The sequence below is a fragment of the Glutamicibacter sp. BSL13 genome (assembly GCF_052928425.1).
This window is the reverse complement of record NZ_JAVGCZ010000008.1, coordinates 1-12,877: the sequence shown is the minus strand read 5'-3', so window position 1 is coordinate 12,877 and position 12,877 is coordinate 1. Positions and strand designations below refer to the sequence as shown.

Below are 12,877 nucleotides of genomic sequence, written 5' to 3'. Positions count from 1 at the left end.
TTCGCTATGCCTGAACAACCGGAAGTCGAAGTAGTTCGCCGGGGACTTGAAACCTGGGTACGCGGTCGCAGTTTCGAGACGGTCGAAGTCCTAGATCCACGCTCCGTGCGACGGCACCTGGACGGTGCCGAAGACTTCGTAGTAAGTCTTCAGGGATGCCGTGTTGATGCAGTAGTTCGGCGCGGCAAGTTCCTCTGGATGAACCTGACTGGGCTGGAGGCACCCGCTGCGCTCGTGGCGCATCTGGGAATGAGCGGGCAGCTGTTGATAGAGGAACCTGAAGCACCGGATGAAAAACATTTGAAGGTGCGTCTATCGCTGAGTTCCCGCGGCGAAGAACCAGGGGAGCTACGGTTTGTCGACCAACGGATCTTTGGCGGAATGTTCCTCTCGCCTCTTGTCAGCACTTCCGATGGGGGAGTCGGCGGCCAAGGGAGCGACCTCGAACTCATCCCAGTAGCGGCCTCCCATATTGCCCGAGACGTATTGGATCCGTTCCGGACCACCGAGTCCCTCTACGCTGCCCTGCGCAAACGTACCACTCAAGTCAAGCGGGCTATCCTCGACCAAACAGTGATCGCGGGTGTGGGGAACATCTATGCGGATGAGGCACTTTGGCAAGCTGGTTTCTCAGGGCTCCGGAATACCGCGACAATTCGACGGGCAGAAGTTGAACGGCTGGATGCCGCTCTGCGGGACGTAATGCTTCGCGCACTGGACGCCGGGGGCACAAGCTTCGATTCGCTGTACGTCAATGTGAATGGAGCCAGCGGATATTTTGACCGCTCGCTCAACGCCTACGGCCGGGAGGGCAGAGAATGTGCTCGCTGTGCCAACAATGACCGAACTTCATTGATTCGTCGCGACGCCTTTATGGGGCGTTCCTCATTCACCTGCCCTGTCTGCCAGCCCCGCCCCCGCCGTCGTTAGACATCCTGCCGATTCAGCGCGAGAACTCCTGCAATACTCCGTTGTTGTAATCGCTCCACCTCTCGGCAGCCCAGGGGCCGAAAGCCTTATCAGTCAGCGTGACACAGGCCAGCCTGTGCTCAGGGTCAACCCAGAGAAAGGTTCCGGATTGGCCGAAGTGGCCGAAGGTCGTCGCCGGATGATCCTTGCCGGTCCAATGCGGATTCTTGGTTCCGCGTATCTCAAAGCCAAGTCCCCAGTCATTGGGTTCTTGGCGTCCATAGCCGGGCAAGATGCCACTCCTGTCCGGGAAATGAACCGAGGTGGCGTTCTTCAACGTTTCTGATGCCAGCAGGGTGGGGGTGAGCAGTTCCGCCGCAAATCGGGACAGATCTGCCGCGGTCGAGATCCCATCCTTGGCGCTGCTGCCATCCAACGTGGTGTCGTTCATTCCCAATGGGAGGAACAGCGCTTCTGAAATGTATTCCGAAAAGGCAATGCCGCTGGAACGCTGCAGGTGCTCAGCCAGTACCTCGAACCCAGTATTGGAGTATCCACGGCGGCCGCCTGGCTTGAAGCGGATGGTTTCACTGTCGAAGTCATAGCCGGAGGTGTGGGCCAGCAGGTGATGCACTGTGGAGCCTTCGGGGCCCGCAGGGTCGTCCAGACTGATGGCTTCTTCTTCCAGGGCAAGCAGGAAGGCATAGGCGCTCAGCAACTTGGTCACCGAGGCCAGCGGGTACTTGCGGTTTAGGTCACCGACAGAATCAAACACCTGCCCGGAACCATCGATCACGGTGCTGACAGCATTGTCGGCAGGCCATTGCTCAATCTGCGAAAGAACACTCACTTGGATTCCAATCTCTTCGCTTACTTTCATGCAGTCCTTCGCGCCGCGTTCCCCGGTTGTGGGGTGGGCTTCGATAGAATTGCCTCACTAAGCCTCTCGTGGTTCTTGACGAGCCAGCACCAGCCTATAACCCCAACACAGAACTCAGGAATCCTCCACCGTGCATCTAAAGACACTTACCGTACGCGGGTTCAAGTCTTTTGCCTCGGCGACGACCTTTGAGTTTGAACCGGGTGTCACTGCGGTGGTTGGCCCCAATGGGTCCGGCAAATCCAACGTGGTGGACGCGCTAGCGTGGGTGATGGGGGAACAGGGAGCCAAAACGCTGCGTGGTGGCAAGATGGAGGATGTCATTTTTGCCGGCACCTCCGGACGTCCACCGTTGGGTCGTGCCCACGTTTCCCTGACCATAGACAACACCGATGGCCAGTTGCCCATCGACTATGCCGAAGTCACGATCTCACGCACGTTGTTCCGGTCCGGGGGTTCAGAATACGCGATCAATGGAAACTCCTGCCGCCTTTTGGATATTCAGGAACTCTTGTCCGATTCCGGGCTCGGTCGCGAAATGCACGTCATTGTAGGCCAGGGGCAGCTCGACAGAATCCTGCACGCCACTGCCGAAGACCGGCGCGGTTTCATTGAAGAAGCCGCCGGAGTGCTCAAGCACCGTCGGCGCAAGGAAAAGACCTTGCGCAAGCTCCAGGCCATGCAGGGAAACCTGGACCGCCTGGAAGACCTGAGTGCGGAAGTACGCCGACAATTGGCGCCGTTGGGACGCCAGGCCAAAATCGCCCGTCGTGCCCAAAGCGTTCAACTGGAGGTGCGGGATGCCAAGGCACGCCTGCTTGCTGATGACCTGGTGACGCTGAACAACAAGTTGGCCCAGGACATCAACGACGAAGCTAAAATCCAGGCTGCGCAGCGGGAGACCAGTTCCCAGCTGGAGCACGCACGCCAGTATGTGGGGAATCTCGAAGCGAAGCTATCGCAGGCCACCCCGCGTCTTGCCAGAATCCAGGGAACCTGGGTTAGCCTCACAACCCTGCAGGAGCGCTACCGGTCCATGGCCGCGTTGGCGCGAGAACGCTCCTCACTGCTGGCATCAAACCCAACGCACTTCGACAGCAACCGGGACCCCGACCGTTTGGACGCCCAGGCCGAGCGGCTGGGTGACGAACTCGCCGAACTAGAAGAAGCAGTTGAGGACCGTCATGAGATCCTCGCTGAAGCCGTCGAGGCAAAGGAAACCGCCGAAGAAGCCGCACGCGCTGAACAACAGCGAATGGCCTCCCTGCTGCGCGCGGCAGCCGACCGCCGCGAAGGCATGGCACGTTTAGCTTCCCAGGTCGCCTCCGCACGAAGCCGAGTGGATGTCACCAGCGCAGAAATCGTCCGGCTCAAGGACAGTGACCAGTCGTTTGACGCAAACCTTGCCGCCGACCGCCAATCCTTTGAATCCTTGTCCCAGGAACTCGCGGAACGGCAGGAGGCCGAAGAGGACCTGAACAGTGCGTATGAGGACGCCGCGGGAGAGTTCCATGCCCTACAGCATGCGCAACGCGTGGCCTCGGAGCGAGAGCGTGAACTATCCGTTCGGGTTTCCGGGCTTACCTCGCGCCTCGAAGCGCTGAAGTTGAACGCCCAGGACGATTCATCCGCAGAACTCCTCGCAGCACACGGCGAGCTCTTGCTGGGACGGCTAGGAGAACTGATCTCCACAGCCGATGGCTATGAAAAGGCCATCTCAACTATCCTTCGGGATAGCTCCGAAGCGCTCGTCGCCTCTGACTTTACCGGTGCCTTGGACTTGATCGAAGAACTCTCCGATCAACAAGAAGCGAACGTCTCGTTGATCCATGTATCGGCCAACGGTGAGTCAGTAGTGCCCCGCATCGACGGTCTCATCACTGCCCGCGAGGTCGTGACCAGCCGCCCGGAAATCGCCTCACTACTGGACCGGCTGCTCGCCAACCACTACATTGTCGAGGACTTGAACACCGCCCGCGAAATGGCACTCCAATTTGCGGATGCCTGCTTCACCACCTTTGACGGAATCAACGTATCCGCGGCACGTAGCTCCGTGGGCAACAGCGCAGGCGCTTCCCTAATTGCCCAGCAGGCATTGATCGAATCGACCCAAACAGAACTGAGCCAAACAAGTTCAGAACTGCAGCGTCTGGAACGTGAACTCGCCGAGCGGGAACCGGCGCTTCACGCCTCTGAAAGCGCTCACGATGAAGCGCTCGCTGCCCTGCGGGATTCCGACGCGGGCATTATCGAGCTCACCAGTTATCTGGCCGAGTTGGGGGAGAAGCTGCGCAATGCCGAGGCACAGCGTCAGACCCTACGCGCAAGAATTGTCGCGGCGGAGGAAAAGCTGAGCATCGAGCAGGAATCGCTCGAAGAGATCACCGAGCGCATGGAGATGGCGTCCGAAGATCACGAAGACGAATCCGTTGATGATGCGTCGCGGGCTGCCTTGGCGGATGCGGCCGCTGCCGCACGTCAGCAGGAACTGGAAGCGCGCCTGGCACTGCGCAGCAGTGAAGAGCGCGTCACGGCCCTGCGCTCCCGTATCGAAGGACTCAAACGCACGGCAGCAGCCGAACGGACCCATCGCGAAGTAGCTGCGCGGAGAGCCGAAGAGCGCCGTGCCCAGGCGACGAACGCCGCCCAGGTGGAAGCCGCAGCGACTCGAATCCTGCAGTTCATTGACGTTTCTGTCCAGATGACCGACAGCGAGCGCCGCGAGCTGCAGGAACACAAGAACGAGATCGAGGAGCTGCTCAGCACCCAGCGCGCCGAGGTTGAGAAACTTTCAGCGGAATTAACGCGCCTATCGGATGCCGCGCACCGTGATGAAATGGCGCGCGCCGAACTACGGATGCGCATTGAGAACGTTGAAAACCGCGCGCTAGAGGAACTGGGGTATACCCCGGAATACTTGATCGAGAACTACGGTCCTGATCAGCTGATTCCCGAAGCGTTTGATCCGGAGGATAAATGGGCCGAACTGCGTCAGAGCGTTGACGAGGACGGCAATCCTGTAGGAACCAAACCCTTTGACCGCGTGGAGCAGGAAAAGCGGCTGAAGAAGGCCGAACGCGATCTGGGTGCACTGGGCAAGGTCAACCCCCTGGCCTTGGAGGAGTTCGCTGCATTGGAGGAGCGACACAAGTTTCTCTCCGGGCAACTTGATGACTTGAAGAAATCCCGAGCAGACCTAGAACAAATCATTCAAGACGTTGACGATCATGTTGAACGAGTGTTCACCGAGGCCTACAACGACACGGCAACCCAATTCAAGAGAATTTTTGACCGACTGTTCCCGGGCGGCGAGGGACAACTTGTCCTGACCGACCCCGACAATATGTTAACCACTGGTATTGAAGTCGAAGCCCGCCCTGCCGGCAAGAAAATCAAGCGACTCTCCCTCCTCTCCGGTGGAGAACGCTCCCTCACCGCAGTGGCGTTGCTGGTCGCCATCTTCAAGGCCAGACCGTCTCCGTTCTATGTAATGGACGAAGTTGAAGCAGCGCTGGATGACGTGAACCTGGGACGGTTGATCACCATCTTCGAAGAGTTGCGCGAATCCTCGCAGCTCATCGTGATTACCCACCAGAAGAAGACCATGGAAGTGGCGGATGCGCTCTATGGAGTAACCATGCGTGGAGACGGCGTCACCACGGTGATTAGCCAGAAGATGGATCACCAACGTATCTAGTGTTCGTGCTCTTCATTCCCGGACGGCTGCCGCACGGCGGGGACGGTAGCCGGGGTGAACAACCACGCCACGACACCCACTAGACATACGGCGCCTGAAGCGCTCAACGCCACTTGGTAGTTAATGTGATCTGCCATAAGCCCGGCGATAAGCGGTCCGATGATCGCACCCAAGTCGGTGGCCATTTGGAATCCTGCCAACGCCTTGCCACCGTTACGCCCAGCCCCAATGACATCCGCTACGGCTGCCTGCTGGGCGGGACCCAGGATGCCGCCACCGAAACCGGCGAGGATGGAAAAGATGATGAAGGCCGGCAAGGAAGTGAAGTAGCCCATCAGCACGATGGAGGAGAGCAGAATGCCCATGCCAAGAAGGACCGGCTTCTTGCGTCCAATCGCGTCGGTCAGCTTTCCGGAGAACGTCAGGGCGACACCATTGCCCACGGCGAAAATCGCCAGGGAAATACCTGCCACGCGTTGGCCGGTTCCCTCACCGAAGACCGCCAGGGCAAAGAGGGGGATCATTGAGGTGCGGATGCCGAAGGCCAGCCAACCGTAGCTGAAACCGGAGGCCATCGCCGCGCGGAAGGTGGGGGAGCGCAGAGCTTCACGGGTGGTCAGCACCGGTACAGGCGCGCTCGGCTCAGCCACTTCGTTGTCTTCAAGTTTTTCCTGCACCGGTTTGCGTGCCAGGGCAACGTACACCACGGCTGCGGCGATCAACAGCGCCACACCATAGATGAGGAAGGGCAGGCGCATTCCAAAGGGGGCCAGCAGGCTGCCGAAGACTGGTCCCATGACATTGCCCAGCAGGAACGCGCCGGCGTACATCCCTGAAATTCGGCCGCGTGATCCTTCCGGCGCCAAACGGGCGATGAGCGCCATGGCCGAGATCGTGAACATGGTGGAACCAAAACCGCCAAGCCCACGGACAACCAATAGCTGTGTGTAGTCCTGGACCGCGGCACACAGCAAGGTGGACACGGCAACCAGCGACACTCCGGTCACATAGATTTTCGGTTCGCCCAGCTTGGCGGTCAGTACTCCGGCCACGGGCGCGAAAATCAGCCGCGCAAACGCAAAGATGCTGACAATGATGCTGGCGGCTGCTGCGCCCACATCAAAGCTCACCGCGTACTGCGGAAGGATGGGGGCAATCAAGCCGAAACCGAGGGCAATGATGAACGCGGCAATCAGTAGAATGGTGATCTCGCGGGGAACCCGCAGGCGTTCGGTGCGTGGAGCAATCTTGGGCATATGTGCTTTGCCCGCTGAATCCGTACCGGGCAGCGCGGGCTAACCAGCTTCCTTGTCAGGGGAGTGTTAACGGATTGAACTGCCAGCCAACATCATAGTCTGTGAGATGATTCTAAACGTGACAGATCAGCTTTTGACCATAATCATCGTGATCGCAGTCATAGCGATCGTCGGCATTGGAACCATCGCGTTGGTTTCCAAGGGCCGCAAACCCAAGACCCCCTACACCAGCGAACGCGACGCTAATGATCCGCCGGCCGGTACCGGAACCCTCACCGAGGAACGCCCGGACACCGACACGCTGGCTCCCGAGGCTCCAGCTACTGGCGCAACGGCACCGACGGTTGAAGAAGAGCCGGCGCTCCAGCTGGAGGTTCCGGCACCGGTGCAGGGCCGTCTGGCCCGTCTGCGTGCCCGACTGACAAAGTCGAATAACGTTTTCTCCAAGGGTCTGTTGGCCCTGCTCAGCCAGGACAACATCGATGATGACGTTTGGGACGAGATCGAAGAAAACCTGCTCATGGCAGACCTGGGAACCGAACCGACCCTCGAACTCGTTGACGCATTGCGTGAGCGGGTCAAGATCGAGGGCAGCAAGGACCCGGCCCGCGTCAAGGCAATGTTGCGCGAGGAACTGCTGAAGCTGGTGGATCCCACCATGGACCGCAACTACCTACCGGAGCCGCACCCGGACCGCCCGAGCATCCTGATGGTGGTCGGTGTCAACGGCGTTGGCAAGACCACCACCATCGGCAAGATGGCCCGTGTGCTGGTCGCCGAGGACAAGGACGTGCTGCTGGGAGCGGCAGATACCTTCCGCGCCGCCGCGGCAGAGCAGCTGGCGACCTGGGGTGACCGGGTTGGCGTTCCCACCGTCCGCTCCGAAATCGATGGCGCTGACCCGGCCTCGGTGGCCTATGAAGCCGTTGCCGCGGGCATCGACCAGCAGGTGGACATCGTCATGATCGACACCGCGGGACGACTGCAGAACAAGGTCGGCCTGATGGATGAACTGGGCAAGATCAAACGCGTGGTGGAAAAGAAGGCCACTGTTGATGAGGTCCTGCTCGTGCTGGACGCCACCACCGGCCAGAACGGACTGTCACAGGCCAAGGTGTTCTCGGAGGTCGTCAACGTCTCCGGCATCGTGTTGACCAAGCTGGACGGTACCGCCAAGGGTGGCATCGTCGTGGCCATCCAGCGGCAGTTGGGAGTACCGGTCAAGTTGGTGGGGCTCGGCGAAGGTCCGGATGACCTTGCCCCGTTTGACCCCGAAGAGTTCGTGGACGCCCTGCTCGAAGGGTAGCCACGTAACTTCAGCACCTCGGCAGTAGCCGGGGTGCTGAATCATTTAAATGACCGTGAGCAACACGAAACAGCTGAGAGGGACTCCTACTCGGCGGGAACGGGACAGAAGCGAGGCGCCAGCGGCTCAATGCTATTTCGGCGTGTCGCATCCGGATGCATGGAGGGAGCCCTGAGAATCCGGGGAAGTAGAGCTGCCCGTGCGACGTCGTGTGACACTTACCCAAGCCTTTTCCCAGAGAAGTCGGGTAAAAACTATGCGCAGGATCGTTGGAATTCCGGCTGTCCAAAGGCATTGAGCGACTTTTCTGCGGGTCAATGCGCGTCTGTGTCACCAACACGAAGGACCACTGTCTGTGAGCCAGCAGCTGAGCACGAGCCTGCCTGCACCGCCTATCGAACCCCGGCCCAGTTTTCGGGGAGACATTCAGCGGTTGCGTGCCCTGGCGGTCAGCGTCGTGGTGCTCTACCACTTTTGGCCGCACCGGCTCACCGGGGGGGTTCGTGGGCGTGGACGTTTTCTTTGTGATCTCCGGTTTTCTGATCACCGCGCATTTGGTCAGCAAGCCGCCCCGCACGGCGAAAGACGTTGGCAAATTCTGGATGCGGCGGGTTCGCCGGCTGCTGCCTGCCTCGTTCTTGGTGATCCTCTCAAGCATTCTCGCGGTCTGGGCTGTGGCACCTGCCACCGTCTGGCGGGACTGGGGCCTGCAGGGGTTGGCCTCCACCTTCTATTTCCAGAACTGGTACCTCGCCGGAACGAGCGTGGACTACATGGCCGAAGGTGAGGCCGAGAGCCCCTTCCAGCATTTCTGGTCCCTGTCCGTCGAAGAACAGTTCTACTTCATCTGGCCGATCATGATTGGTCTGCTGGTGCTCGGGGCGCTGCGTGCAGGCATCAAACCCCGCGCTGCGGTACTCGGCGGTGTCGGCGATTGTCGCCCTGGCACTGAACCCGCGCTGGTTGCGCTTTCTGATTGAGACTTCTCCGATGGTGCCGGCGGAGGTGCGCTCCCGCTACGGGCAGCCGCAGCGCCAGCGGACCCAAGAACCGCTGCTGGGACAGCAACAGGACCAGCAATGGTGGACCACAACCAACACCTCGTCCACCGGGAAGGCAGCGGCTCCGGCACAGGGCACAAGGTCTGGCTTCTCCCAGGCCAGGGCGTCTACTTCCCCTGACATCACTGCCGGATATCAACTCCCCGTGCGGGAGGAGTTCACGGGCAACGTGGAGGTCAACCAGGCACGCCCGGCGCAACTGCGGGCGCTGGGCCTACGGCCGTCCGATATTGATTCCATTCTTTCAGCACGCAAACGCATCGGCTCTTTCAACAGTTTTGAGGAACTGCTGGAATCCAGCGGGGTGGCGCCGCACGTCCTGCTCCCGTTGCGTTCCAGGCTGGAATTCTCCGGCAACCCCACGCGCAGTAACCGGCGCGGCACTCGGACCCTGGACCTGTAGTGCCCAGTGCACTGAGGGTGGCCCGGGTCCTGCATGCCACTCGGGCCGAAGGCCCGCATCTGCGCAGCGCCATCTGGGTGCAGGGGTGCTCCATTCGCTGTAAGGGCTGCATCAACCCGCACCTATTCACCGAACGCGGGGGAACACTGCGGGAAGTCGGTGACATTATTGCCGAGGCCCAACAGCATGAGGTTGAGGGCATCACTCTGATTGGAGGGGAACCCTTTGACCAGGCGGCCGCCGGAGCGGACCTGGCGGAGGCAGCCCAGGCAGCGGGGCTGGGAGTGCTCACCTTCACCGGTTACACCATGGAGTCCCTTCAGAACCGGGACCCGGACGCGGCGCGACTGATCGACGCCACGGATCTGCTGGTGGACGGTCCCTACCGGGAGGATGAACCGGAGACAGAACGCGCGCTGATCGGTTCAGCCAACCAGCGTTTCATCCACCTCAGCGCCCGCTACGAAGACTACGACCCGGTCTGGGCACCAAACCGAGTGGATGTGAGAATCCATCCGGACGGGACAGTGGAGCTCGGTGGTTTTCTGGACAGTGAAAACCTTCGTGAGTTCTCAGCCCAAAGTGGCCTATTGCGTCGGCGGGGTTCCTGACACCGACGTTGTGAGGTTCGAACAACTCTATCGGCTACCAACGTGCGGCGGTCGGGGAACACGTATGTGTTCCCCGACCGCCATCGGTATTTTTGGGAGTAACATCCCCGTAACCGCCGTGACCCGCAGCCGTTACAGGCCGACCATTTTTGTCATCAAACCGAAACGCAGACCAGCACCCCGTCGAAACAACTTACCAGCAAGATTAAGTTCGTGGGGATGCCCAAGGATGTGTACCGCCCCTTGCAATCAAGCAAAGAGACACTTTTGCGAAGGTGATGGTGAAGGCGATGGAGATTTCGACAGCCGAGTTGTGGACGCTGATGGCCGCAAGCCTGGTGGTATTGATGACCCCGGCACTGGGTCTGTTTTACGGTGGGATGACCCGGGCCACCGGGGTCGTGAACATGATGTTGATGAGCTTCACGGCCGCTGCCATGACGGCGGTGGTCTGGGTACTGTGGGGCTACTCGCTGGCGTCCGGCGAGCCGATGTTAGGTGGCCTCCTCGGTGCGCCGCTGAATGATTTTGCCTTGCTGGGCACCGACATGGCCGATCTGTTGCCCGTCGGCTTTGCCGGCGCGTTTGCGATGATCGCCGTGGCCATTATTTCCGGGGCGATTGCCGACCGCAGTCGGTTCGGGGCCTGGCTGCTGTTTGTCCCGGTGTGGGTCTCCCTGGTCTACGCACCGGTCGCCTTCTGGGTGTGGGGCGGGGGTTTGCTGGATGCCGACGGATGGCTGGGTCAGCGCTTTGGTGAGGCCATTGATTTCGCCGGCGGGGCGGTGATCCACACGAACGCCGGTGTGGCGGCCCTGGTGCTGGCCCTGAAGCTTGGACCGCGACACAATTTTCATGACCGCCCGCAGCCGCACAACACGCCGCTGGTGATGCTGGGAGCAGCTCTGCTCTGGTTCGGGTGGTTCGGCTTCAACGCAGGCGCTGCGACCACCGTGGAGCAGGCGGGACTGATCTGGGTCAATACCCTCATTGCTCCCGGCGCCGCGGTGCTCGGGTGGATCCTGGTGGAGAAACTGCGCGGCCAGCGTCCTACCTCGGTGGGAGTGGCCTCCGGCCTTGTGGCCGGACTGGTCGCCATTACCCCGGCCTGCGCCAATGTGGCGCCGTGGGCGGCGCTGCTGCTGGGTCTGGTGGCCGGGATGGCCGCGGCCTGGGCGGTGAACTTGAAGTGGAAGCTGGGCTATGACGACTCGTTGGACGTCGTCGGGGTGCACCTGGTGGCCGGCGTGGTCGGCACCCTGGCCCTGGGGTTGGTGGCGCTGCCGGGGCTGGAGGAGCCGGCTGGCCTGATCTACGGTGGCGGGCCGGCGCTGCTGGTCTCCCAGCTGGTGACCTGTCTGGTGGTGGTGGTTTTCTCGGCCACCGTCACCTGGGTGATTGCCGTGTTCGTGGACAAGCTCATCGGCTGGAGGGTCGATGGCTCCACGGAGGTCGCTGGCATTGATGCGGCCGAGCACCAGGAGTCCGGCTACCAGCTGGTGCGCTGACCGGGCCGTGCTGAATCAACCTGGCGTTCCTGGGTGGGGAACTGGCAGTAGTCGTCGGTTTCCCACCCGGGGCGGCGTTCAGGAAGTGGTGTCCCAGCTAAAGGCATCGCGTACCGGATCGTGGCGCCAGGCAGCGGCGTTGCGTCCGGGGCGGAAGGCGGACACGGTCGGATCCCCGGGAATCCAGAACCGCCACGGGAAATTGGTGCCGCCGGCGCTCCCGGCGACCCCTACCCGGGGGCCGTGGGCAATGTTTTCTACCCGCTGGGAGGGCAGTTCCAGGTGGAACGGGGCAGTGAACAGGTCCAGCCCGTCATGTTCGGCCCGGGTGATGCCCAGTGCCGTACCCAGGTTTCCCGGTCCGCGGGCCAGCTGCGCGTGGCTGATGGGCGCGGGCGAGCGGCCATTGGCCGCCTGGTGGCGTTTGGCGGTGCGGCGTTCAACGGCCAGCTCTTCACCCTCCATGATTTCCCCGGCCCGCAGCAGCACCGCCGAGGCGGTGCCGGTGGGGGAGCAGACCAGGTTGATGGCGTAGTGCACCCCGTAGCTCAGGTACACGTAGGCGTGGCCGGGAGGGCCGAACATGGAGGCGTTGCGTTCGGTCTTGCGGTCCTTCGAATGCGAGCCGGGATCATAGGGCGACGGGGTACCCACCCCGTGATAGGCCTCGGTCTCAGTGATCCGCAGGGTAACAACACCCTCGGGGCTTTGGACGCTCAGGCGGGCACCGAGCAGCTGGGGTGCGACCTCAAGGCCGTGGGCGGTGAACAGTTCGCGATCCATGAGGCCAGTATGGCATTGACCGGCCGGGCACCGGTGGCGGCGGTGATTTTGCGTTGAGTTCTTCACGCTGGCGGCGAATCGGTGCCGAACCGGGCCGGGTTATTGATATTCTTGATGGTTGAGTCCTGTGCGCTTTGCTTCGCGCACCACACGACCTACCGAAAGAAGTGCCCGGCACGTGTTTAATTCACTCTCCGATCGCCTGACAGCCACCTTCAAGAACCTGCGCGGCAAGGGCAAGCTCACCGAGGCCGATATTGACGGTACCGTCCGGGAGATCCGACGGGCCCTGTTGGATGCGGACGTCGCCGTGCCGGTGGTGCGCGCCTTCGTGGCCCAGATCAAGGAACGTGCCCTGGGCGCCGAGGTCTCCGAGGCACTGAACCCGGGCCAGCAGGTTGTGAAGATCGTCAACGACGAGCTCGTTGAGATCCTGGGTGGGCAGACCCGCCGCATCAACCTG

11 protein-coding genes are annotated in these 12,877 nt (G+C 61.3%); 8 read left to right on the top strand and 3 right to left on the bottom strand.

Annotation, left to right across the window (positions count from 1 at the left end):
• Positions 1 to 6 precede the first annotated feature (6 nt).
• Entirely contained in the window at positions 7 to 930 is a 924-nt protein-coding gene (gene mutM, locus RCJ92_RS02465) for a bifunctional DNA-formamidopyrimidine glycosylase/DNA-(apurinic or apyrimidinic site) lyase (protein WP_446753677.1), read from the top strand.
• 13 nt (positions 931 to 943) lie between these two features.
• Here the strand turns inward: mutM and RCJ92_RS02460 are convergent, their stop codons facing one another.
• Positions 944 to 1,789 carry a serine hydrolase domain-containing protein gene (locus RCJ92_RS02460; protein WP_446753676.1) on the bottom strand — a complete coding sequence of 282 codons (846 nt, stop codon included), beginning with the start codon at positions 1,787 to 1,789 and terminating at the stop codon, positions 944 to 946.
• Positions 1,790 to 1,919: 130 nt separating this feature from the next.
• On the opposite strand from RCJ92_RS02460, the gene smc reads away from it, so the two are divergent.
• Complete coding sequence (gene smc, locus RCJ92_RS02455) at positions 1,920 to 5,486, top strand: chromosome segregation protein SMC (protein ID WP_446753675.1); 3,567 nt, start codon at positions 1,920 to 1,922, stop codon at positions 5,484 to 5,486.
• Here the strand turns inward: smc and RCJ92_RS02450 are convergent.
• Complete coding sequence (locus tag RCJ92_RS02450) at positions 5,483 to 6,742, bottom strand: MFS transporter (RefSeq protein WP_446753674.1); 1,260 nt, start codon at positions 6,740 to 6,742, stop codon at positions 5,483 to 5,485. The two genes, smc and RCJ92_RS02450, sit on opposite strands and share 4 nt — an antisense overlap.
• Positions 6,743 to 6,860: 118 nt before the next feature.
• Here RCJ92_RS02450 and ftsY point away from each other — a divergent pair, with 118 nt between their 5' ends.
• The 5 genes from ftsY to RCJ92_RS02425 all read left to right on the top strand — a co-directional run bounded on the left by ftsY (position 6,861) and on the right by RCJ92_RS02425 (position 11,631).
• Positions 6,861 to 8,048, top strand: coding sequence for a signal recognition particle-docking protein FtsY (ftsY, locus tag RCJ92_RS02445; protein ID WP_446753673.1), 1,188 nt, complete (start codon positions 6,861 to 6,863; stop codon positions 8,046 to 8,048).
• Between the two features lie 503 nt (positions 8,049 to 8,551).
• A complete protein-coding gene (locus RCJ92_RS02440) occupies positions 8,552 to 9,028 on the top strand; it encodes an acyltransferase family protein (RefSeq protein ID WP_446753672.1) in 477 nt (158 codons plus the stop codon).
• A 10-nt stretch (positions 9,029 to 9,038) separates the two neighbouring features.
• Complete coding sequence (locus RCJ92_RS02435) at positions 9,039 to 9,512, top strand: helix-hairpin-helix domain-containing protein (protein ID WP_360027604.1); 474 nt, start codon at positions 9,039 to 9,041, stop codon at positions 9,510 to 9,512.
• Complete coding sequence (locus RCJ92_RS02430; RefSeq protein ID WP_446753671.1) at positions 9,512 to 10,123, top strand: 4Fe-4S single cluster domain-containing protein; 612 nt, start codon at positions 9,512 to 9,514, stop codon at positions 10,121 to 10,123. The genes RCJ92_RS02435 and RCJ92_RS02430 overlap by 1 nt, the downstream gene beginning before the upstream one ends.
• A 290-nt stretch (positions 10,124 to 10,413) precedes the next feature.
• Positions 10,414 to 11,631 carry an ammonium transporter gene (locus RCJ92_RS02425; RefSeq protein ID WP_446753670.1) on the top strand — a complete coding sequence of 406 codons (1,218 nt, stop codon included), beginning with the start codon at positions 10,414 to 10,416 and terminating at the stop codon, positions 11,629 to 11,631.
• A gap of 78 nt (positions 11,632 to 11,709) precedes the next feature.
• Here the strand turns inward: RCJ92_RS02425 and RCJ92_RS02420 are convergent, their stop codons facing one another.
• Positions 11,710 to 12,414: a DNA-3-methyladenine glycosylase gene (locus RCJ92_RS02420; protein WP_446753669.1), complete on the bottom strand. Its 705-nt coding sequence runs from the start codon at positions 12,412 to 12,414 to the stop codon at positions 11,710 to 11,712.
• 178 nt (positions 12,415 to 12,592) lie between these two features.
• On the opposite strand from RCJ92_RS02420, the gene RCJ92_RS02415 reads away from it, so the two are divergent.
• A partial coding sequence (locus RCJ92_RS02415; protein WP_446753668.1) for a signal recognition particle receptor subunit alpha occupies positions 12,593 to 12,877 on the top strand: 285 nt, incomplete at its 3' end.

Bases quoted from the DNA above. Each gene is read 5' to 3' on its own strand.
- mutM (WP_446753677.1), top strand. From the start codon at position 7: ATGCCTGAACAACCGGAAGTCGAAGTAGTTCGCCGGGGACTTGAAACC.
- RCJ92_RS02460 (WP_446753676.1), bottom strand. From the start codon at position 1,789: ATGAAAGTAAGCGAAGAGATTGGAATCCAAGTGAGTGTTCTTTCGCAG.
- RCJ92_RS02450 (WP_446753674.1), bottom strand. From the start codon at position 6,742: ATGCCCAAGATTGCTCCACGCACCGAACGCCTGCGGGTTCCCCGCGAG.
- RCJ92_RS02435 (WP_360027604.1), top strand. From the start codon at position 9,039: ATGGTGCCGGCGGAGGTGCGCTCCCGCTACGGGCAGCCGCAGCGCCAG.
- RCJ92_RS02425 (WP_446753670.1), top strand. From the start codon at position 10,414: ATGGAGATTTCGACAGCCGAGTTGTGGACGCTGATGGCCGCAAGCCTG.
- RCJ92_RS02420 (WP_446753669.1), bottom strand. From the start codon at position 12,414: ATGGATCGCGAACTGTTCACCGCCCACGGCCTTGAGGTCGCACCCCAG.